This window comes from Streptococcus cristatus AS 1.3089, assembly GCF_000385925.1.
Taxonomy (GTDB): Bacteria; Bacillota; Bacilli; order Lactobacillales; family Streptococcaceae; genus Streptococcus; species Streptococcus cristatus_B.
Genome location: NC_021175.1, coordinates 397,831 through 420,210, shown reverse-complemented (window position 1 = coordinate 420,210; position 22,380 = coordinate 397,831). Strand labels below are relative to the sequence as shown.

24 protein-coding genes, 1 pseudogene, 1 riboswitch and 1 other annotated feature are annotated in these 22,380 nt (G+C 42.2%); of the genes and pseudogenes, 2 read left to right on the top strand and 23 right to left on the bottom strand.

Translation table 11 applies throughout. From position 1 onward, the window contains the following. Window positions 1–87 precede the first annotated feature (87 nt). The 4 genes from pulA to I872_RS02075 all read right to left on the bottom strand — a co-directional run bounded on the left by pulA (window position 88) and on the right by I872_RS02075 (window position 5,948). Entirely contained in the window at window positions 88–2,385 is a 2,298-nt protein-coding gene (gene pulA / locus I872_RS02090) for a type I pullulanase (RefSeq protein ID WP_015604507.1), read from the bottom strand. A 14-nt stretch (window positions 2,386–2,399) separates the two neighbouring features. Further along, window positions 2,400–3,359, bottom strand: a complete 960-nt coding sequence (locus I872_RS02085; RefSeq protein WP_015604506.1) for a diacylglycerol kinase family lipid kinase — start codon at window positions 3,357–3,359, stop codon at window positions 2,400–2,402. 8 nt (window positions 3,360–3,367) lie between these two features. Beyond that, window positions 3,368–5,326, bottom strand: a complete 1,959-nt coding sequence (gene ligA / locus I872_RS02080) for an NAD-dependent DNA ligase LigA (RefSeq protein WP_015604505.1) — start codon at window positions 5,324–5,326, stop codon at window positions 3,368–3,370. A 106-nt stretch (window positions 5,327–5,432) separates the two neighbouring features. Then, window positions 5,433–5,948, bottom strand: coding sequence for a QueT transporter family protein (locus I872_RS02075; RefSeq protein WP_015604504.1), 516 nt, complete (start codon window positions 5,946–5,948; stop codon window positions 5,433–5,435). Further along, a riboswitch (PreQ1 riboswitch) is annotated at window positions 5,946–6,068 on the bottom strand. It overlaps the preceding gene by 3 nt. A 28-nt stretch (window positions 6,069–6,096) precedes the next feature. Between I872_RS02075 and I872_RS02070 the strand changes: the two genes are divergently transcribed. Further along, complete coding sequence (locus I872_RS02070) at window positions 6,097–6,537, top strand: GtrA family protein (RefSeq protein WP_015604503.1); 441 nt, start codon at window positions 6,097–6,099, stop codon at window positions 6,535–6,537. Window positions 6,538–6,608: 71 nt separating this feature from the next. Here the strand turns inward: I872_RS02070 and I872_RS02065 are convergent, their stop codons facing one another. From I872_RS02065 to I872_RS01980, 18 genes are all read right to left on the bottom strand, one after another. Continuing rightward, window positions 6,609–7,316 carry a B3/B4 domain-containing protein gene (locus tag I872_RS02065; protein ID WP_015604502.1) on the bottom strand — a complete coding sequence of 236 codons (708 nt, stop codon included), beginning with the start codon at window positions 7,314–7,316 and terminating at the stop codon, window positions 6,609–6,611. 8 nt (window positions 7,317–7,324) lie between these two features. Continuing rightward, window positions 7,325–7,774 (bottom strand): MarR family winged helix-turn-helix transcriptional regulator, encoded by a 450-nt coding sequence (locus tag I872_RS02060; RefSeq protein ID WP_015604501.1) that lies wholly within the window; start codon window positions 7,772–7,774, stop codon window positions 7,325–7,327. A gap of 416 nt (window positions 7,775–8,190) precedes the next feature. Further along, on the bottom strand, window positions 8,191–9,015 hold the full coding sequence (locus tag I872_RS02055; protein WP_015604500.1) for a hypothetical protein: 825 nt from the start codon (window positions 9,013–9,015) through the stop codon (window positions 8,191–8,193). Window positions 9,016–9,135: 120 nt separating this feature from the next. Next, window positions 9,136–10,044 (bottom strand): hypothetical protein, encoded by a 909-nt coding sequence (locus I872_RS02050; RefSeq protein WP_015604498.1) that lies wholly within the window; start codon window positions 10,042–10,044, stop codon window positions 9,136–9,138. 53 nt (window positions 10,045–10,097) lie between these two features. Next, window positions 10,098–11,198, bottom strand: coding sequence for a hypothetical protein (locus I872_RS02045; protein ID WP_015604497.1), 1,101 nt, complete (start codon window positions 11,196–11,198; stop codon window positions 10,098–10,100). Window positions 11,199–11,501: 303 nt separating this feature from the next. Next, entirely contained in the window at window positions 11,502–12,422 is a 921-nt protein-coding gene (locus I872_RS02040; protein WP_015604496.1) for a YihY/virulence factor BrkB family protein, read from the bottom strand. Between the two features lie 47 nt (window positions 12,423–12,469). Beyond that, entirely contained in the window at window positions 12,470–13,327 is an 858-nt protein-coding gene (locus tag I872_RS02035) for a methionyl aminopeptidase (protein ID WP_015604495.1), read from the bottom strand. 13 nt (window positions 13,328–13,340) lie between these two features. Continuing rightward, window positions 13,341–14,618, bottom strand: a complete 1,278-nt coding sequence (gene spxR / locus I872_RS02030; RefSeq protein WP_015604494.1) for a CBS-HotDog domain-containing transcription factor SpxR — start codon at window positions 14,616–14,618, stop codon at window positions 13,341–13,343. Beyond that, entirely contained in the window at window positions 14,611–15,162 is a 552-nt protein-coding gene (locus I872_RS02025; protein WP_015604493.1) for a GNAT family N-acetyltransferase, read from the bottom strand. The genes spxR and I872_RS02025 overlap by 8 nt, the downstream gene beginning before the upstream one ends. 33 nt (window positions 15,163–15,195) lie before the next feature. Next, on the bottom strand, window positions 15,196–16,455 hold the full coding sequence (locus I872_RS02020; RefSeq protein WP_015604492.1) for a UDP-N-acetylglucosamine 1-carboxyvinyltransferase: 1,260 nt from the start codon (window positions 16,453–16,455) through the stop codon (window positions 15,196–15,198). 103 nt (window positions 16,456–16,558) lie between these two features. Beyond that, window positions 16,559–17,749 carry a methionine adenosyltransferase gene (gene metK / locus I872_RS02015; RefSeq protein WP_015604491.1) on the bottom strand — a complete coding sequence of 397 codons (1,191 nt, stop codon included), beginning with the start codon at window positions 17,747–17,749 and terminating at the stop codon, window positions 16,559–16,561. Window positions 17,750–17,922: 173 nt separating this feature from the next. Then, window positions 17,923–18,537: a tetratricopeptide repeat protein gene (locus I872_RS02010; RefSeq protein WP_015604490.1), complete on the bottom strand. Its 615-nt coding sequence runs from the start codon at window positions 18,535–18,537 to the stop codon at window positions 17,923–17,925. Window positions 18,538–18,570: 33 nt separating this feature from the next. Then, window positions 18,571–19,038 (bottom strand): deoxycytidylate deaminase, encoded by a 468-nt coding sequence (locus I872_RS02005; protein WP_015604489.1) that lies wholly within the window; start codon window positions 19,036–19,038, stop codon window positions 18,571–18,573. A 102-nt stretch (window positions 19,039–19,140) separates the two neighbouring features. After that, window positions 19,141–19,500, bottom strand: a complete 360-nt coding sequence (rplT, locus tag I872_RS02000) for a 50S ribosomal protein L20 (protein ID WP_005590588.1) — start codon at window positions 19,498–19,500, stop codon at window positions 19,141–19,143. Between the two features lie 46 nt (window positions 19,501–19,546). After that, entirely contained in the window at window positions 19,547–19,747 is a 201-nt protein-coding gene (gene rpmI, locus I872_RS01995; protein WP_015604488.1) for a 50S ribosomal protein L35, read from the bottom strand. 32 nt (window positions 19,748–19,779) lie between these two features. Continuing rightward, complete coding sequence (infC, locus tag I872_RS01990) at window positions 19,780–20,310, bottom strand: translation initiation factor IF-3 (protein WP_015604487.1); 531 nt, start codon at window positions 20,308–20,310, stop codon at window positions 19,780–19,782. A gap of 17 nt (window positions 20,311–20,327) precedes the next feature. Beyond that, window positions 20,328–20,458: a sequence feature (ribosomal protein L20 leader region), on the bottom strand. Window positions 20,459–20,484: 26 nt separating this feature from the next. After that, window positions 20,485–21,162 (bottom strand): (d)CMP kinase, encoded by a 678-nt coding sequence (gene cmk, locus I872_RS01985; protein WP_015604486.1) that lies wholly within the window; start codon window positions 21,160–21,162, stop codon window positions 20,485–20,487. Between the two features lie 9 nt (window positions 21,163–21,171). After that, complete coding sequence (locus I872_RS01980; protein WP_015604485.1) at window positions 21,172–21,630, bottom strand: SAG1386/EF1546 family surface-associated protein; 459 nt, start codon at window positions 21,628–21,630, stop codon at window positions 21,172–21,174. A 45-nt stretch (window positions 21,631–21,675) separates the two neighbouring features. On the opposite strand from I872_RS01980, the gene I872_RS01975 reads away from it, so the two are divergent. Next, window positions 21,676–21,873 carry a ferredoxin gene (locus I872_RS01975; protein WP_015604484.1) on the top strand — a complete coding sequence of 66 codons (198 nt, stop codon included), beginning with the start codon at window positions 21,676–21,678 and terminating at the stop codon, window positions 21,871–21,873. Here the strand turns inward: I872_RS01975 and I872_RS01970 are convergent. Next, window positions 21,870–22,357 (bottom strand): annotated as a pseudogene (locus I872_RS01970) (EbsA family protein). The gene I872_RS01975 and the pseudogene I872_RS01970 overlap by 4 nt on opposite strands. Window positions 22,358–22,380: the final 23 nt, after the last annotated feature.

The window sequence follows — 22,380 nt, the reverse complement described above, 5'->3', positions numbered from 1 at the left end:
CTTAATTTGACAATTCAAGGCACAAAAAAAGATTGAAGAGGTAAGCCACAAAGCCTGTCTTCAATCTTTTATTATCTTTATTCAATTTTATTTAATCACTTCAAAAACGGAAGCGGTCAGATTTTCAACATAGAAGGGTCTCTTATGGCGGCTATTGCCGACCAATAAACGTAGGTGATCCGCATTCTCAAGGTAATATGGCAGGCCACTTGCGTTAAAAATGATTTCATAATGTTTTTCATCTTTAATCTCAAAAATGACGATACCACTGCCAGCAAAGGCTTCTCTTACAAAGACATGTTTGTAAATCTCTTCATAGGTTTGATAAGAAAATTCCTTCTGACTTGTTTTTAAATGAATAATCTGCTTGATATAATCAATACTCTCCTGATGTTGGCTGATCAATTCCCAATTCACTTGGTTGACTGCATCGGGAGCATTGTAGCTGTTCATTGCTCTGTCACGATCGCTAGGCAGGACTTGGCCCTCTTCTCCTGTTCCTACTAGTTTCGTGCGAGAAAATTCTTGTCCCAATTCCATAAATGCCATTCCCTGCATGAGCAAGTTCATAGCTGTTGCCAGCTCAATTCTTTTCGTCCGAATGACCTCATCATCATCTGGGTGCAAGTCAACCAGCAAGTCATGCAGGTTGAAATTATCATGCGCCTCCACATAATTAAGAACTTGAGTTGGTGTCAAATAAGAGCCTAACTCACTGCTGCCCAGAATGGCTTTAGCTATGATATCCTCAGTCGCTTGTCCGCTCACATAACCAGCTTTCAAGCCACCATAGACTTCAGCACCTTTCACTGCATCACGCTGGGTATCATTGAAGAAGCCAATTCGCGGCAGTTGATAAGCATTGTCTTTCTTAGCCTTGTCCTCTGACATCAGGCCTGTTCCCATATCCCAACCTTCACCATAAAGCAAAATCCGTGGATCAATTTTATCCATTTCTTCTCGGATGATATTCATGGTGGTGACATCATGAATTCCCATCAAATCAAAGCGGAAGCCATCCACATTAAATTCTTCTACCCAGTAACGAAGTGAATCAATCATGAATTTGCGGAACATTTCATGCTCACTGGCCGTCTCACTGCCGACACCTGTACCATTCTGGAAAGAACCGTTGGGATTCATCCGGTAGTAATAATCGGGAACCGTTGACTGAAAGGCTGAGTCAAAGGTGGAATAAATATGATTGTAAACCACATCCAAGGTCACAGAAATCCCTGCATCGTGGTAAGCCTGAATCATGGTTTTCAAATCTCGGATAGCCTGACCCGGATCATCTGGATTGGAAGAAAAACTGGTTTCTGGTGCATTATAGTTCTGCGGATCATAGCCCCAGTTATAAGTAACTTGGCCATTTTCGTCATAGTCCTTATGTCGGTCAGAAACCGGCTGGAGCTGCACCACATTGATACCTAGATTGCGAATGTAATCAAAAGTGCTTTGGTCTCCCTGACCATTTCTAGTACCGCTTTGACATGCCCCCAAAAAAGTCCCTCGCAAATGTTCTGCGATACCAGAACTAGGCGATTTGCTAATATCTCGGATATGCATCTCATAGATGACCGCCTGATTTGGATTATCTAAACGCCAAGTTGCCTCCTTGCCTTGACATACCTTAAAACCAGCAACAGTCTTGTCCTGTTCGGCAACAATAGCTGAGCGCTTGCCATCTGGACTGGTAGCAATTGTATAAGGATCGCGCGTCAAAAAATGCTGGTTTTCAAAATGAACATGATACTGGTAGGCCTTGCCAGCTAAATCTTCTGGCACTTCCACCGACCAAACTCCGATTGTATTTTTAGCATGATCGTGCGAGTAAATCTCTCCCTTTTCCATAGGGAATTCTTTATAAACAGCTGCTTGATTATCGGAAGTTTTATAAACTACCAATTCAACTTTTTTGGCTGTCGGAGCCCAAACTTTAAACTCATTTACTTGCCCATGCAGACGATGCCCAAGCCAACCTTGGTAGCCCCAGCATTCGTCAAAATAATCCGACCGCATAGCTACATCAAAATTATGAGGACGTCGCCGCGAATATTGGTGGCTCGTCGTCGCCGCTTGCAAGGAATAGTAGACCTGATGATCGCCTTCAATCAACCAAACCTCTGTGGACAAATGAACTGGCAATAAGTCAATGTGGTAGTCGCAAGATTGGCTGGACCAGTCTGAACGCTTGACAATCACATGAGCCTGACTAAGGGGCTCCCAACTTTTAAAAGATAGTTCTCCCTGAATACCAAAATAATCTAGTTTAGAAAAAGGGGCTTCTTTTCCCCACTGATCCGTCTGCCACTGCCACAAATCATAAGAAAAGTAATCTCCCTTAGGATTGTGGTAATGGACAATGACCTTATAGTCTAGCATTTTCATTTATCTCTTCATTCTAATTTTTCTAAGGAAAGAGCGCTCTCATCGATTTCATCTATATTGGCGAAAAACTCCAGATGATTATGCAAAACTTCCAATTCTACTGGTGTATCTCCTCCGTACTCACCGTCCAGATTCAACATAAAAGGTGCTTTTTTATCCAATACTTCTAGCTTCAATTTGCTGGTTTTCAGATATTCAACATTGGCATCCGTCACATGTTGACCACCATTAATCGCCTGTATGATGAGACTAAGCATATCAAACAACTTAGCCGTTTTTACAAGAATCAAGGTGAAATTTCCATCGTCCAGTTTTGTATCTGGCGCTAGTTTTTCAAAGCCTCCGATAGAATTGGTCAAGGCTGCAAAGACAAGCGAAATCTTGCCCTCAAAAACACCATGGTCATGCTCAATCCGTACCTTACGGGATTTGGAGCGTGGCAGCATTTTGGCCCCTTCGGCTACATAAGCCAGATAGCCTAGACGGGTCTTGACCTCACTAGGGACACTGTAAGTCAGCTCTGTCAGAGTGCCCGCCGCCGCAATGTTGATAAAGTATTTGCTGCCATAAGCCCGACCGATATCCATCTGAATCGTCTGATTTTTCTCGATAATCCGAGCTGCAGCTACTGGATCTCCCATCGGAATTTTCAAGGCACGCGCATAATCATTGGTTGTACCGGTTGGGATGAAAGCCAGCTTGGGGCGCACATCTAGGCCCGCAACCCCATTTACTACTTCATTTATAGTCCCATCTCCACCAGCTGCTATGACCAAATCAAAACCTGCCTTGGCTGCCCTTTCAGCTTCCCGCCGAGCAGAGAAAGGCTCTGGAGTCGTCTGGTAGGCACTGGTTTCATAGCCAACATCTTCCAAAACATCCAAGACTTCGGCAATATTTTTTTTGATAATTTCCTGCCCAGAAGTTGGGTTATAAATCAATCTTGCTTTTTTTATCTTATTTTCCATACTCAGCCTCACAAGCTATCTAGCCAATCCTCGTCCCGAATCTCGATTCCAAGTTCTTGGGCTTTGGTCAATTTGCTGCCTGCGTCGCTGCCTGCCACCACCAAATCTGTCTTTTTAGACACACTTCCAGCGACATTTGCACCCAAGCTCAGCAATTTTTCTTTAGCTTGATTCCGTGTTAATTTTTGTAATTTTCCGGTCAATACGACTGTTTTGCCAGCGAGAGCGGCATCAGCTGCCACTTTCTCCCCCAGATAGTCTAGGTTGACGCCAGCTTCTTGCAATTCCCGTAGGAGAAGCTGACTGCCTTCCTGCTCAAAGTAAGAATGCAGACTCTGCGCGATAACCGTACCCAAGCTGTCAATAGAAGAAATTTCCTCTTGACTGGCCTGAGACAGCTTGATCATATCGTGGAATTTCTCCATCAAAATCCGACTAGCCTTGCTTCCCACGTGACGGATTCCCAAACCAAAGAGCAATTTCTCTGCTGAGTTTTCCTTGGAAGCTTGAATGGCAGTATACAATTTATTCGCTGATTTTTCCTTAAAGCCGTCCAAGGTCAGCAAATCTTCTACAGAAAGTCGGTAAATTCCAGCCACATCCTTGACCAAGTCCTTATCAAAGACCTTTTCGACCACTGCTGGACCAAGGCCAGTAATATTCATGGCATCTCGGCTGGCAAAGTGGATCAATCCTTCCTTGATCTGAGCTGGACAAAGCGGGTTGATGCAGCGCAGAGCCACTTCGTCCTCGAAATGCACCAGCTCGCTCTCACAGCTCGGACAGTGACTTGGTATTTCCAAAGCCTCTTCTGAGACCCGCTTGGATTCTACCACGCGCAAGACAGCAGGAATAATATCTCCCGCTTTATAGACGATAACTGTGTCTTTCTGACGAATATCCTTCTCTGCAATATAATCCACATTGTGCAAGGTTGCTCGGCTAACAGTCGTCCCCGCCAGCTGAACTGGCGTCAAGTTCGCCGTTGGAGTCACAACTCCCGTCCGACCAACTGTCCAGTCAACAGACAGAAGCTGGGCTTCCTTTTCCTCAGCTGGAAACTTATAAGCAATGGCCCACTTGGGTGCCTTGACAGTAAAGCCAAGCTCCTCTTGCACCGCCAAATCATTGACCTTGATAACGATACCGTCAATCTCATAAGGAAGACTGTCCCGCTCCTGAGCAATCTTTTCGATAAATTCCCAAACGCCATCAATCGAATCCGCTAGAAAATGAATCGGATTGACTGAGAATCCCAAAGCCGCTAGCTTATTCAAAACTGCTTCTTGGCTGCCAGCCTGAGTCGGACTGGCTTCTTGGTAGAGGAAGGTTGCTAGATTGCGCTTGACCACAACTGCTGTATCTAACTGTCGCAGGGTTCCTGCTGCCGCATTGCGAGGATTGGCAAATTCAGGCTCACCGTTCTCCTGACGCAGTTGATTGACCGCATCAAAGGAAGCCTTGGGCATGTAACACTCTCCGCGAACCGTAATGTCTAGCGGTTCTTTCAAGGTCAGAGGAATATCCTTAACCCGCTTGAGATTTTCCGTGATGTTTTCACCAACAGAGCCATCCCCCCGAGTCGCTCCTGCTACCAAGATTCCCTTTTCATAGGTCAGGGAAATAGAAAGCCCATCAATCTTGAGTTCACAAATATAGGAAACCTGAGGAAATTCCTTGCGGATTCGTTGATCAAAAGCCATTAATTCTTCACGTGAAAAAGCATCCTGCAAACTAAAGAGAGGATACTGGTGCGGATATTTTTCAAATCCTTCTAAAATCTTCCCACCCACCCGATGGGCCGGGCTATCAGGCAGGATATCAGCTGGGTACTTTTCTTCTAACTCCACTAACTCGCGATAGAGTCTGTCATACTCGCTGTCCGATACGCTTGGCCTGTCTGCCGTATAGTATTCATGAGCATATCGGTTGAGCAATTTTACTAATTCTGACATTCTTTCTTTCATACTTCTATTTTATCATAAATATACAAAATCTTCCTCTATTTGTTTCCAATTATTCCTAAAAAGCAAAAGTACATAAAAAGAGCGGAAATGCCGCTCTCTGCCTGTCTTATCTTGTCAAATCAAGTTGTCTAGCAATAAGGTTAATAATCATAGCTCCAACTATCAAGGAAGCAAATTCTCCAATGCCTGCTGTGAACCAAGTCAATAAGAAAGGCAAGCCTTGTAAGAAATACAACTCTGCAGCGATCGTCACCATCGAAATAGAAAAGAAAATCGCAAAATAGAAGTGATCCAAACGAATCAAATCTTTGATCAGGTATTGATTCTTATAGCGACTAAAGAGGTAGACACCTAATGATAGGAAGACTAAAGTTGACCAACCGCCGACAAAGACATCAACGATTCCAAAGCTATAGAGATTGGCAATCATACAGCCAATGGTCACTCCCAGAATATATTTACGATTGTAAAAGGCCATAAAGTTCATCATTTCAGAAATTCTGAACTGGTAAGCACCGTAACTAATCGCATTTAAGGGAGGCGTGACGGTTAGGGCTACATAAATAGCAGCAACAATGGCAATGTGTGTCAAATCACGAACTGATAAGTTTTCTTGTTTCATGTTTTCTCCTTTAGCGCATGAGCGCGTGTAATATGCTTGGCGAAAGAAGTTAAGCGCCAAGGGTTGCCTTAGACGGAAAAGCTATCTCCTTCAAATCGACAACCTCACTAGTATAGCATAAATCCTAGAAATGTGATAGACTATGCTTATGAAAACTTTGATTAAAAAATTCTTTGACAATGAAGTCCTATCCTACCTCTTCTTTGGTGTGGCCACAACTGTCGTATCCGTTGTCAGTCGGATGCTCTGCTATGAATTAACGGGCAAGGAACTACTGGCTACGATAATTGGTGATATTCTGGGAATTCTCTTTGCCTTTGTGACCAACGATACCATCGTTTTCAAGCAAAAGAGACAGGGCTGGCCAGTACGACTGGTCAAATTTTTCACAGCCCGCCTTGCTACTATGGGCTTAAATTTACTATTGACTTTTATCTTTGTCACTAGCTTCCCGCAGATTATCGGTCAATTCGTCCACAACGATATTAAGATGGTCAACACCATTGAAACTTTAATTGCTCAAGTGCTGATTATCGTTCTCAACTACGTCTTCAGCAAGATTTTTGTCTTTAAAAATAAGGCAAGATAAGAATAGAGCAGCCTATTTCCCCCAAACAAAAACATCTGGACCAGATATTTCTGATCCAGATATTTTTATTTTTAGACTTCCAAGCTTGGATTTTCAGCTGTCAGGTGGGTAATATCACCCTTAACCCCAAAATAGTCCTCAATCAGAGTCTGAAGTTCCGTCATAGCTGCTTGGGCACGCGCCGCCTGCTCTCCATTGATGGCCTCGATAACCAAGATGGCGTCCTTGGTCTCTTCTGTCAGCATGGTTCGTTGCGCTTCTCGCCAGTTAAGGCAACGGCAGACCGCTCCCTCATCATCATAGTAGATGATTTCTTCAGGTAAAGCTGGTGCATCAGTCTCAGCTCCCAGTGGGAAAAATGCTTCGCCACCCTTGGCTTTTCCTAGATAAAGACCGCCGACAATTTTGTCCAAATCCTCACCGCCACAAGGAACAGCATAAGAGAGGGAAACGCTATTATAAATATCTACTAAAGGATTGATTGGGTTGAATTCCCGTCCTTGACTGACCCGCTTGAGCAGGGCTTCGATAGAGGAGCGCGCTCCTTTTTTGGTCTTGAATTGGCTGAAAGCCTGCCGCCACTCCTGAATGACATCGTTCTGAGTGAAGTTCTCATCTGGAATAAAGTCTGCTGCTCGCTTGGCTCCCTTATCCAGCAGGGATTTGAAATAAGGATCCTTACTTTCATCCACTCTATTATCCAGTCCCTTGACCACTAAAACACTAATCTGAGCTTCTGGAAACAAAGCCCAAAACTCATTTTCAACTGCAATTTTCATGTACTACCTCAATAATTTCTTTTCTGACCTTTTTTGACCAGCTCCCAGTCCTTGGTAATATTCTCTCGGACGCGAACCAGTAACTTCTCTAACTCTTTCCGCTCGTTTTCTGAAAAATTTTCCAACGAAACCTGCTCCGAATATTCGTTTTCCGCTAGGATAAAAGGATAGAGGGCTGCCCCCTTCTCGGTAACGAACCATTCCTTGTTCTTGCGGTTATTGGCTGCTGGCCGCTGTTCCAATAAACCTTTACTTTCTAGCTTCTTGACCGATCGAGCCACCGTCGAGCGATCTACCTTGAGCAAGTCTGACAGCTCCTCCTGGATAATCCCAGGATTCTCCGCAATCCGCACCAGATAGAGATACTGCCCCCGCGCCAAATCTATGTCACGAAACTCAATATTAGCGATGGAATCCAAAGCCCGAGCAATGATTCCAATCTCACGTAAAATTGACATACCTCCTCCTTCTGAAGATATTATAGCAGATTTTTATTGCAAATGCAATAAAAATCTTTAGAAATACTTATCTTAGAAAAATTCTATATAAAACTAAACCTCCGCACAGAAGTCTTTCTGCCTTTCCCTTATCTACACCATCAAAAAAGAGGCTAGGAAAAGGTCTTAGCCTCAATTTTTGTTAGAAATAGATACTGGGAAGGCTAGCTGATTGCTTGTTAAGCAACCTCTTGATATATTTGATAAAGGTCAGTACAATCGCTAGCTAGATTCTCTCGAGTATAGTCTTCACCTTTAAAATCCATTAGCGCAGCCTTATTGCTCACATCATGTAATACTACAATATCAAATCGGCATGAGAAGAGCATAGAAAAACCACCTGAAGGCAACTCAGGTGGAAAGCTTGGGATAGATAGTTATTTACTAATGCCTCGTTGCTTCTTAATATATTCCTTATACATTTTTGACTTTTTCCCATACCATTCTTCGATGGTATAACCATATTCCTCACGGTATTTCTCTTGGTTTTTATTGACTGCATTCAAGTTCTCTAGCGTTACTACATTGGACTTGAAAAATGATACCAAAAATAGTCCTAGTAAAATAGGTGCAATAGGTAATAAAGCAAGCAAGAGATACGCTAGGAAATGATTAAGCCCGTGAGTAAAGAGGTTGATTCCATACATCAACAACCATAAGAATAAAATCACATTCAAAAAATTTTTATAATATTCTGAGGAGAAATAATCCTTTCTAGCGCGTTGCTTTGTAACAAGGATATAGATAAGGTAAATCAGTGATAAGACAAACCCAATCCAGTAAACGATACGAACTGCTACTAGAGGGATTAAATACAAGATGGCTACAAACCAACTATAATATGTAATTACGAGCAAAAACAATTGAAAAATCTGAGTCATTAAATAGGCTTTAATGCGATTTCTTTTAGAAATAATATAAAAACAAGTAAAATGACCGCAACAAAGAAAAAATAGAAAGCCAAAGAAACTATCTGGGGGAATGAGCCCTTTTTCCACTGATGTTAGCTGTGTAACCATTGAGGTCAGTGGAATAGCTGGGTCATACCCAGCTTCACTAGCCATTCGAAATAAACTTATCGGTAAAGACGTACCAATCATAACCATAAGAGAATATAGAGATAGTCCAAAAATCGCCTTTACTAAGCTTAATCTTCGTGCTGTTTCAAGTGCATCATTAATATCTTTTTGTATCTTATCCATTTATTTTCTCCTATTATCCAAACAAGGATGAGGCTGCTTTCAGACCACCATGGAAAAAATCAGAAACATTCTTGCCCACACTTTTGACAGTCTCCAAGCCCTGGTGGAGTCCTTCCAAATCTATTTTACGTGTTTCTCATACCATTCCTGATACTCTTGGAAACTGTTGAGCGGAGTCTCTTCCTTTGTTTTAGGATCTATCCCAACAACATCTAGCTTATCCTGACCGACCGGCGCAAACCAATGCCGCATATCTTGGAAAATAGCTTCCGGATCATAATAGGCTCCTTTTCTTACTACTATATTAGCGGCTCCCTCCATAGCCTTATAATATTCGGGGTAGTCCCTAATAAAGTTTATATTAGTATCTTCTCTCACTTTTGAATCATTACTGTAGGCTAAATCGTAAGTGGGTATGAAGCCGTATTCAGTGGCTATATCATCCAAATTAGTATAAGTAAAAGAGAAGGCAGATCGTTTGGAATCTGTTTTATCTGTAGGTAGAGCTGGCACTATCTGTTCAGAATCCACATCCAAAGCAACCTCCTTCTTATCTTCCTTATTCTCCTTATTCACTAAAGAAAGAACGATATAATCCTTTCCCCCATCAGTATAGCCTCTTCTTGCCTGAAAGTCTAACTTATAACTTTCATCATAGCTTTGAACCAGTTTGACTACATCAATCGTCTTTGGTGGGTTCTCTAAATGGTTGAGATCATACACATCAAATGATAACTCGACTGGTTGATTACTTTCTCTACCAACAAGTTTGGCAGTCTTCATGACATAATGGTTAGATAAAACATCTGGAGTCACTGAGTCTCTTGTTTTATAATAAACATAACGGTTCTGGGAACCAAAGGTTTCGATACGCTCCACCTCTGTTTTGACTATCAATACCTCATGGTCTTCCTGCCACTGGACATATATGGGCCAGGTATAGGAATAGACACCATAGCCCACCAAAGAAACTAGAAGCAAGCCCACAAACACCTTAGTTCGGAAGCTGAGAGTCTTTAGGTATTTCATTTGGTAAAAATCCTCCTTTATTTGACTTTGAAAGGATAGAGCTAATCGCCCTCTTATTCTCCTTTTTCAACCAATATTCGACGTTGTTTGTTCAGTTCGCGGTCTTTAGCAACATCGTAATACAAGTCAAACTCTTCTTTGCTATTAACTGAATGCTCTTGATCATCCTTACTGAGTTCAGCTGGAATCGTCAGCCCTTCGTAAAGATTCGTATTGGCTGGGACAAAAAGCTGATACAAATCAAGAAACTGTGGAACATCTCCATAAACCTCATGGTTATATATCTTAGAATCAATTAGGAGATAAAACTGTGAATCTTGCTTACTTAATAATTGATAAACTTTAGGCGCAGCTGTCTCCAAAACACTTCCCTTCAATACATCCTGATGAAAGGAAAGTTGATTTTGATAAAACTTATCGAATACAGTAGTTGTTCCAAACATTACTGTCATTTCTTCCATTTTGTCCTTTAAAGGACCTAAATCTACCGACGGTGATTTAGGAAACTGTTGTATTTTTGTATCTTCCCAATCAATTTGTTTGGTTTCTAAGTTCAGCCATAATTGTTTTTTCTGTGATAGCTCCCATCCTCGTTTGTATACTTGTAACGGTATATAATCCTTACCATCCTTTTCGATAATACCACCAGTTTTCTCGGGTATATAATCAGGGTTATAGTCCTCTACAAGTTTATAAATATCGAGCTGACTACCTTCCAATTTTCGATCACCTATTCGATAGATGGACATGGCATAATAAACTTCGGGATCCTCTTTTGGTAATTTTTGTGTCCCTCTATAGGTAGAATTATGGAAATAATCACGAACAATATAGCGTTGATTGGAAGCTCCATGAACGCCTAAAAAATTCTCAGCCACCTCTGGATTGTATTTGGCAAACAATCGATCTTCTTCTGGAGTCAGAGACTTCCAATGCACGGCCACGCCCCTGCCATCTTCTAAAAACTCATACGAATCAATTTCCCATTTCCCTGTATAGTAATCCATATTCTCATATTTTTGGCGTTCTTGCTTGGCCTGCTCTGATTGTTGGCGTTCTTGTTTATCCTGCTCTGATTGTTGATAACTATGATAACCCCATAGAAGCAGAACACCCAACAGGACGAATCCGACCATTGTTAGTACTTTCTTCATTTTTCTCCCCCTATTTACCATATTTTTGTTTGAAATACTCTTGACTTTTCCTTTATTCTGATTTGGACAATTCGTTAGCTTTTGAATCTATTTTGGAATGATTTCCAAACAGAAAAATGTCATTGTCCCATTATACCATAAAAGGGGAGTGTCTTCCCCTCCCCTTACTCCTCTGGTCATTCCAATTTGAAACTCATATCTGTCTTCTGCAACACCCCCTAAACAGCTAATAGAAAGGCTAGGCTATTATCAGATGGAGAATAGAAATGTATAAATTATACTTTAATTCTCCTCTTTCACCTATTATATATCTGTATCCATATCTGCTTGTCCTTCGTCATCAAATCTCAAAATAAACTCACCACTACGGCTTTCAAAGTGCGATACAAAGCGACTTTGGATGCTTGCATTGAGGACAGCACCGACGATTAGCACCTTGGCAATCAGGATAAACCAAAACATGATAATCACAACCACCACTGAGCCGACAAAACGCACATCTAAAAAGCGATCTAGATAAGCTTCAATATAAACAGTAAAAAGGTTCATGAGGCTATAAATGATAACAAGAACCAAGATCGCACCTGGTAGCACATAGCGGATTTTGGGAATCTTCACATTGGGTAAAGAAAAATAAAGCAGAATCAGCGAAAGAAAGAGCATCAAGTAAATTGTAGGCTCTGTCATGGTCAGCAACTGCTGGTAGAGGCCACGGTCAAACTGCCAGTAATTATAAAGAATCCCAACCAGCATTCGACCGAATATGGTCAAACCGAGCGACAAGCCTAGTAGGACTTGCAAACCTAGACTCATGATAAAAGCAAAGATCCGCTCCCAGATAAGACCCCGCCCTTGCTTCGTACCATAGCATTTATTAAAAGCCTTTTGCAGAAAAGTCATACTCTGGGAAAAAGTCCAGAGGGCAGATAGGATAGAAATACTCAGCAAACCTGTCGAAGGCTTGGTTAGCACATCTCGGACAACCTTGGCGATCGTCAGATACAATGATTCTGGCAGTAAATCTTTCAGCGCGACCAAGAGCTCATCTGGCCGAATCTGAAAATAAGGCAGAATATTTGCCGCAATCAATAACAAGGGAAAAATCGAAATCAGAAAATAGTAGGCCACAGCAATACTGGTAATATCTGCCTCCGATGCCTGATAAAAATGGAAAAAAGCTCTGAGAAACTCATTTTCTCTTATCTTTTTGATGAATCCTGTCACATCTCTCTCCTATTCAAAAAGGCTGGGACAAGCCCAGCCCTCTATGCTTAATAAGTCCCTTCTTCTCCCTGGCTGGTTAGAATCACAGGACCATCTTTGGTAATGACAAATTGGTGCTCATATTGGCAAGAAAGACCGCCATCAAGGGTTTTATGCGCCCAACCTGTTTCAAAGTCCGTGTCAATTTCCCATGTACCTGTATTGATCATTGGCTCGACAGTCAGAACCATTCCCTCTCGCAGGCGTAAACCGCGTCCTGCACGGCCATAATGTGGTACCATTGGCTCTTCATGCATGGTTGGGCCAACCCCGTGACCAACTAAATCACGCACCACTCCGTAGCCATGACTTTCAGCGTATTCTTGAATAGCTGCACCAATGTCTCCAATGCGATTGCCAACTTTTGCAGCTGCAATTCCTCGGTAGAGACATTCCTTGGTCACATCCATGAGCTGCTGCGCTTCTGGACTAATCTGACCAACTGCATAAGCCCAGCAAGAATCTGCGACACCGCCACGGAAGTTTTCTGTGTATTGCTTCATCTGCTCTACATTGTCAAAATCCAGCTTGGAGACATCCAGCTCAGCCTTGTCTACTAAACCGACAACCATGTCAACACTAATGATATCACCTTCGACTAACTTTTGATGGCGAGGAAAGGCATGGGCCACCTCATCATTGAGGGAACAACAAGTCGCATAAGGATAATCCATAACGCTGCCCTCTACGCCAATCTGAAGGGGCAAAGCATTGTCTTCTTTACAGCGCTTGCGGACATATTCTTCAATGTCCCACATGTCAATACCTGGCTTGATCAAGTCTCTCAGACCGATATGAACAGAAGCCAGAAAATCTCCGCTCTTGTCCATTAAATCAATTTCACGTTGTGATTTTATAGTAATCATTATAACCTCTTTACTAATTAATTTTTACAGTAATCGTCGCTTTGGCAACGAATAGCGAATCTAAGTAGATATCATAGTCAATCACTGCTGTTCGCCGCGTTTGATGAATAATGCGGGGCCGAATCTGCAGGACATCATCAATTTGAACTGCTTGAAAGAAATGGATCATCATCTGATCGACGATCAAGCTGCGGCCGCTTCTTGTCATCAACTGCTGCGTAATCCGAGTGATAATTTCAGTCAGGACGCCATTAGCCAAGACCCTATTTTGCTCCAGCATGAAAGGCTCGACAGTGAAAGAAAAAACATCCTCTTGGCGATGAATCTTCTGACTCACCTGCTCGCTGAAGGTCGGCAAACTGGAAATCTGTGAGCGACTCATTTTCTCCATAATATCCCGACGTGTAATCACTCCAAGGAGAGTCTGATTGCCACGTACCACCGGAATCATCTCAAAATCCTCTGCAATCATGCGCTGACTGATATTGGCAATATTCGCCGATAGTCCAGTCATGAAAATCGTGCGAGTCATCACCCTGTCCAAGGTGGTCAAAGGAGACTTATCTCCCGCATCCCGCATCGTCACGACACCAACCAGCATTTGATGCTGATTAACGACTGGAAAACGACTGGTCCGATTACGACGAACCAAGTCCAGATAATCACGAACTGTATCTGTGTCATGTAAGAAACCATATTCGTGACTGGCTCTATAAACTTGTTCTACCGTCAAAATATCAGTTTTAATTTGGATATTGGACAGAGCGCGGTTAATCATGGTCGCCACGGTATAGGTATCGTGCTTGGTTCTTAGGACGGGAATTTCAATGCGATTGGCCAGTTTTAAAACCTCTGGATCGACTTCAAAACCTCCCGTTACCAGCACGGCATTCTCATTTTCAAGAGCCAAAATCTGAATCTGCGTCCGATCCCCGACAATAAGAAGACCGCCTTCATTTAAGTAATGTAGGATATTTTGCTCGGTCATCGCTCCGATTGAGAACTTGTTAAATTCTTTTTCTAGTCCTTTTTCACCGGCAAGTACCTCTGAGCCAGTAATATCAGCAATCTCCTTATAAGTCAGATGCTCTAAAACAACTTTTTTCGACTTGACTCGGACAGTCCCACTTCTGGGTCTGGTCTCGACAATTCCTCTATTTTCAGCTTCCTTGATTGCTCGGTAGGCAGTTCCGTCGCTGACACCCAAGTAATTTGAAATACTCCGAACGCTGACCCGCTTGCCAATTGGAAGATTTTCAAGATAAGCTAAAATTTCCTGGTGTTTACTCATTGAAATCTCCTTTTTCGTAGCGATATTCGGTGTAATCTCGCATCCTTCTCGTGTAGCGATCGCTCCCCTTAAACTGACGGAAGAGCTTAAAACCAGCTTTTTGTGCAACTTTTTGACTAGCTAGATTCTCTTCATGCGTGATGATGGTTAGACGCTTAAAGTCGAATGTCGTAAAGGAAAGAAAAACCAATTCACGGACAACTTCGGTCATCAAGCCCTGTCCCCAATAGTCCTTCCTCAAAAAATATCCTAGCTCCGCTTCTTTTTTTATCTCATCCATTTTCTCAAATTTAATGGAACCAATCATTTCATTCGTTTCTTTATCACAAATTGCCCAAATTCCCAAAGGATTTTTCATAAAATAATTGGCGATGACATATTCACTTTCCTGTAAGCTACTTTCAGTCGGAAAAATAAACTCGGTATTATCCGGATTAGAAGCAATTTTATAAAGGGATTTTGCATCTCCAAAAAGAATCGGGCGTAAAAACGAATGCTCCGTTTCAATAAAAGAAAAAGCTGCTAACTGTGTCCACAAATTCATATGCTTCCTCTATAAAAAATAAGCGATGAACGCTTATTCTTCGATGAGCTGGATGTCAGCACCCAGACTTCTTAATTTTTCAATAATATTGGAATAACCGCGTAAAATAAATTCAATATTGGTAATCTCTGTTCGGCCTTGTGCCATCAGACCAGCAATCACCAAGGCTGCACCTGCACGCAAATCCGTTGCTTTGACAGAAGCACCTTGCAGTTGATTTGGTCCTTCATAGACGATTTGATTGCTAGCGGTTGAGATTTTACCAGCCATTTTTGCCAATTCAGCGACATGGTTGACCCGTTTCTCATAGATGGTATCAACGATTTTTCCATGACCATGAGCGGTCAGCAAGAGCGGAGTGATCGGTTGCTGCAAATCAGTGGCAAAACCAGGATAAGGCGAAGTCTTGATGTTAATAGCCTTTAAATCCTTCTGCCCTTCTACAAAGATGCTATCCTCTGAAATGGTCATGCGCACACCCATTTCTTCTAACTTAGCAATGAAACTTTCCAAATGTTCATAAAGAACATTATTTATCTGGACACCTTGTCCAATTGCTGCTGCCAAAGAAATATAGGTCCCAGCTTCAATCCGATCCGGAATAACCTGATGACGCGTTCCATGAAGGCTGTCCACACCTTCAATCGTGATAATGTCAGTCCCAGCCCCACGAATATGAGCTCCCATATTGTTCAGCAGGGTCGCTACGTCGATGATTTCTGGCTCACGTGCCGCATTTTCAATCACCGTACGCCCCTCAGCCTTGACTGCGGCCAACATCGTATTAATCGTGGCACCGACACTAACGGTATCCATGTAAATACTAGCTCCAGCCAAGCGCTTGCCATCCGTTGACAATTTCATATAATTGCCTTCCATGGTCATATGAGCTCCCATCGCTTCAAAAGCCTTGAGATGGAGATCAATCGGACGAGGACCAAGGTCACAACCTCCAGGAAGACCAACTGTCGCTTCTCCAAAACGCCCTAGTAAACTTCCATAGAAATAGTAAGACGCCCGTAAACTATTGATTTTACCAGATGGCATCGGCATATTCTTAATGTTTCTAGGATCAACTTCTAAGCAATCGCCAGACCGCTTGACAATCGCTCCCATGATTTCCATGATTTCGATGAGGCTATCCACATCCGAAATCGCCGGTACACCATCTAAAGTAACAATATTATCAGCTAAAATAATAGCTGGGATAAGGGCCACAACACTATTTTTAGCACCATTAATAGTCACCTCTCCTTTTAAAGGGCGACCACCATTAATTACAATTTTTTTCATGTTTTAAAATTTAGCTCTTTCACAGTATTACTCTTTATTATATCATAGTTTTATCCATTTTCCTAGACAAAAAAGCCCTCAGTTTAAACCGAGAGCTACTATTTTATTGCAAAGCCGCTTGGAGCGCAGTTACCTTGTCTGTGCGTTCCCAAGGAAGATCGATGTCTGTTCGACCCATATGACCGTAAGCAGCCGTTTGACGATAGATCGGTCGTTTTAAATCCAACATTTGGATAATACCTGCCGGACGCAAATCAAAGATCTGACGGACAGCGTTCTGAAGTCTGCTTTCAGAAACCAAGCCAGTTCCAAAAGTATCAATGCGAACGGAAACTGGATGAGCAACCCCAATGGCATAGGCCAACTGAACTTCTACTTTTTTAGCCAAACCAGCAGCTACGATATTTTTAGCGATATAACGAGCCGCGTAAGAGGCAGAGCGATCGACCTTGGTTGCATCCTTACCAGAGAAGGCACCACCGCCGTGGCGAGAATAGCCACCATAGGTATCCACAATAATCTTACGCCCTGTCAAACCAGAGTCTCCTTGTGGACCACCGATAACAAAGCGGCCAGTAGGATTGATAAAGACTTTGGTCTGACCATCCAAGTATTCGCTTGGAATCACTTGAGCAATGACCTTTTGGATAACATCCTGATGAGTCTGTTCATTGCTGACTTCAGGATCATGCTGGGTAGAAATAACTACTGTATCCACACGCACTGGACGGTCATTTTCATCATATTCGACCGTAACCTGAGATTTGGCATCTGGTCGTAGATAAGACAATTCACCTGATTTGCGCAGTTCTGCCAAACGACGCACCAGCTTGTGACTCAGAGAAATAGGCAATGGCATGAGCTCTGGCGTTTCATCCACCGCAAAGCCAAACATAAGGCCTTGGTCACCCGCCCCAATCAAATCCAGCGGATCCTTTTGAGCATTTCCCCGAACCTCAAATGCTTCATTGACCCCTTGAGCAATATCTGGTGACTGTTCCACCAAAGATGGATGGACGCCAACTGTCTCTGCAGAAAAGCCATAATCTGTATTGGTGTAGCCAATCTCTGCAATGGTATCACGAACCACACGGTTTATATCTACATAAGCTGTGGTCGAAATTTCACCAAAAACATGAACCGAGCCTGTATAAACTGCTGTCTCAGCAGCCACATGGGCATCTGGATCCTGACTCAAGACAGCATCCAAAATAGCATCGGAAATTTGGTCTGCAATCTTATCAGGATGTCCCTCCGATACAGATTCAGACGTGAAAAGTTTACGTTCTGACATAGAAATGTCCCCCCTTAAATAAATTGTTATAGAGTTACAAAGCACTGATAGAAATAACTACCACCTTATCGGGACTATATAACTTTCTCATTATACCACTTTTCCCTAAAAATTCAGAATTTTTTTAATAGAAAAAGCTATAATCAGAAACTATAGCTTTATTGAATGATAAACTAAGGGCAGCTTGCTAACAACTCTTCAACTTCCGCCTTACCGATAGCATCACCAGCTTGGTCAAAAAGTCTGATAGCAGCCACAAAGTTGGTTCTTGCTGCTTGTAGATTTCCCAAAGCTTGAGCAATTTCACCCAAGCCTCGGCAACTACATGCATGATTTACCACATCATCTGACTCCATAGAATAGATATGTGACTTTTGCATAAAATCCTGAGCTTGAGTCAATCGGCCTAATTTAAGATTTAGATAGCCTAGCTCATAGAGATTAACTGATTGACGATAATGGTCATCTGGGAAATACTTCGCTAGGAAAGCAGCTTCTTTTTCAATCCACTCTAAAGCTTGACAAAAATCTCCCGCAGATCTAGCAACATAACCTAGCTGATGATAAGCGATATGCTCATTTTCTCTATCACTTTCTTTCTGAGCCTGATTCAGATAAGCCTCTAAATTTGCAAAAGCGTTCTGATAATCTTGCCTTTCTACAGCTAGATAGGCCCGTAAATTCCAGCGGCTAAAGGAATCTTTTTCCAGCTGCTGCTCTAGTTCTTCGGCCTTGTTTAACTGTCCTTCAAAGAAATATTGCCAAGCGGCTGCCAATTTATCATTCATCTACTTTCTCCTTTTACCTCCAGAACTTCTCGCCTAAACCAAATCCGTCTGAGCGATGGCCTTCTTGACATCATCCAGCGGTAAATGAACCAGTTCCACTTCTTTTTCCTGGTAGAGGTACTGGGCATAGTCATCTATACGATATTGGTTGATGTAGACTACGCGTTTGCAGCCGACCTGAAGCAGTTGCTTGGTACAGTTGAGACAGGGAAAATGGGTCACATAAGCCGTAAAGCCTTTAGGCACGCCTCGCTCCGCTCCTTGCAAGATAGCATTGACCTCCGCATGCAAGGTCCGTACACAATGACCATCAATGACCAAACACTCATGATCAATACAGTGCTCCGTTCCTGAAACAGAGCCATTGTAGCCGGTCGATATGACCTTATTATCCTTGACTAAGACCGCTCCGACCTTGGCGCGTTTGCAGGTCGAACGATTGGCAATCAAAAGAGCCTGTGCTGCAAAATATTCATCCCAAGCTAACCGATTTGATATCATCATTCACTCCTCCATCCATTCTCACTATATTATACTAAAACACTTGGTGATTGTCACCCTAACAAGAAAAAAGCTGAAACATCGTTTCAACTTTTTATCTTCTTATTTAGCAAGTTTAGCTTTCGCTGCATCTGCAAGAGCTGTGAAAGCTGCTGCATCGTTAACAGCCAAGTCAGCTAACATTTTACGGTTTACTTCGATCTCAGCTAATTTCAAACCATGCATCAATTGTGAGTATGAAAGTCCGTTCAAACGAGCTGCCGCGTTGATACGAGTGATCCACAATTTGCGGAAGTCACGTTTTTTCTGACGACGGTCACGGTATGCATAGTAGTAAGAGTTCATTACTTGCTCTTTTGCAGTACGGAACAAGATGTGTTTTGCTCCATAGTAACCTTTAGCTAATTTTAAAATACGTTTACGACGTTTGCGTGATACAACGCCACCTTTAACACGTGCCATGTTTTATTTCCTCCAAATATTTCCTAGATAATTGTCACAAAGTCTCTTATTTAAGACCTGTAAGCATTGCTTTGATACGTTTGAAATCTCCTGCAGAAACCATTGATGCTTTACGAAGATGACGACGTTGTTTCTTAGTTTTTCCGTGGAAACGGTGAGAAGTGTAAGCACGGAAACGCTTCAAGCCACCAGAACCTGTACGTTTGAAACGTTTAGCTGATGCGCGGTGTGTTTTTTGTTTTGGCATGATAAAATCTCCTTTTCTAACTTTCTGACAGTTTATTTTTTGTCACTAATCGGTGCCATTTGCATGAACATTTGACGTCCATCCATCTTAGGCTTTTGCTCAATGATTGCAACATCTTGAGTTGCTTCAGCAAAGTCTGCCAAGACCTTAGCCCCGATTTCTTTGTGGGTAATCATCCGGCCTTTAAAGCGAATGGATACCTTAACTTTATTTCCTTTTTCAAGGAACTTGCGTGCGTTACGAAGTTTTGTATCAAAGTCCCCTTTATCAATGGTAGGACTGAGACGTACTTCTTTCACAGTGACAACGCTTTGTTTTTTACGTTGTTCTTTCTGCTTTTTCTGATACTCAAACTTGAACTTGCCATAGTCCATAATTTTCGCAACAGGTGGTTTAGCTTGTGGCTGAATCAGGACCAAATCGACATTCGCTTCATCCGCAAGAGATTGCGCTTCGCTAAGCGGTTTAATACCTAATTGTTCGCCGTCAAGACCGATCAACCGAACTTCACGCACACGAATTTCATCATTGATGAATAAGTCTTGTTTTGCTATGGTTTTCACCTTCTTTTTTTATTTTTAGAGAAAAACAAGTGCGGACCTGCTAACGCAAACCCGCACTACATGATAGTATTTCATCACTGAAACTGAATCCTGTAGAGCCAGACAACGTTAGTCGCAAGGCGAGAAGTTCTCACTTCTGCTTTTCTCAACTCTACTATCATACCAAGTTTCTTTTTATTTGTCAATGATTTTTTTTGCATTTTCTTCAATAAATTTGACAACTTCTGCAATTCCAATACCTGTCGTATCAAAATGGATGGCATCAGCCGCTGGTTTCAAAGGTGATACTTCGCGATGACTATCCTTGTAATCCCGCTCCGCTATTTCCTTTTTGAGCGTTTCCAAATCAGCCGGAATCCCTTTTTCAAGATTTTCCTTGTAGCGGCGCTCTGCTCTTTCCTCAACCGAAGCCACTAGAAAAATTTTCAGTTCCGCATTTGGTAAGACAACCGTTCCAATATCACGGCCATCCATAACGATACCGCCTTGTGTAGCAATCAACTGCTGAAGGGCCACTAATTTTTCCCGAACCTGCGGAATAGCAGAAACCCAAGAGACATTGTTTGTCACTTCATTTTCTCGAATCGGATGGGTGACATCAACATCCCCCACAAACACCAACTGCTCACCACTCTCAGAACGACCAAAACTAATCGAATAAGTCTCGAGCAAGGCTACGATCTCATCTACATCATTTTCAGTCAAATGATTTTGTAAAGCTAGGTAAGTGGCTGCACGGTACATGGCACCCGTATCCAAATAGGTATAATTAAAATCTTTGGCAATAATCTTTGCAACAGTGGATTTTCCACTTGAAGCAGGTCCATCAATCGCAATCTGAATCTGTTTCATAACCCGCTCCTACTGAATCTTAACAATATCACCTGGGTTGGCATACCAAGAACCAGTAGACATGTGCGATGGATTTAGCTGCTCTAATTTTGCAATAGAGATACCTGCACGCGCCGCAATCGCAGCTTCTCCTTCACCAGGCTGAACAGTCAAAGTACCTTCTGAAGACTGAGTTGGCGTTTCTTCTGATTCACTTGGTTGCTCTGATGGAGCTGGTTGCTCCGCACTGCTACTTGAAGTTGCTGCTGCGTTAGAAGTGCCATAAAATCCATCCATAACGGTCTTTTTATTACTTCCACCAGTAGATAGATAAGCGAAAAATAGTGCCATAGCAATGACCATCACTAGAAAAACAGCTGCTAATATTGTCAGCCAGCGATCAACTTGACTCGCCTGACTTTTCTTTCTGCGATTCAATTTCTCTGCTCCATTATCATATACATCTGCTTCCCATGGTTCTTTTTCCATGACTTCCTCCTTGAGTTTTTCTAAAAATCTTATTACAATATGAGTATGAAAGTTACACTCATTCCCGAACGTTGCATTGCTTGCGGACTCTGCCAGACCTACTCAGATCTATTTGATTATCACGATAATGGCATTGTCAAATTTTATCAAGACGACCAGCTCTTAGAAAAAGAGGTTGCTAGTCAGCCTGAAATCCTCGAAGCTATTAAAAACTGTCCAACCCGAGCCCTACTAAAAGATTAATGTTTCTTGGCTTGGTCACCATAGTAGACTTCAAAATAATCTAGAAGAGTCAGATTATCTACTAATTCAACCTCGCCTTTAAAATGATCATTTAAAGCTAGGGCATTGACAAAATATTTTTTGGCCACTTCCGCATGCAGAAGGTCCTGCTGCGACTCTTCCCTGTAAAATGAAGGGTGATAGACGTCTTTGTTACTTCTAGCTTCTCAATCGTTGAAATGTCAATCTTGATTGGTGTGAAAGGATTTGCCGTAATAATACGCAAAATACCGTCATCATAAATCGTGAAATATCTATGTACACCGATAGCCAGTAAGACCATAAACAAAAAGAATGAAAAGAGGACAAGAGTCGGAACGCTGGAGCTTTCGTACATCAAGGCCAGTCCTATAAAAATTGGAATGACTGACAAAGACCAATAAATCACCAATACCGACATTTCTGGTTGCCAATGATAGCGTACTTTCCCAAAAATCTTTATCATATCTTCACCCCCTTACTACTAGT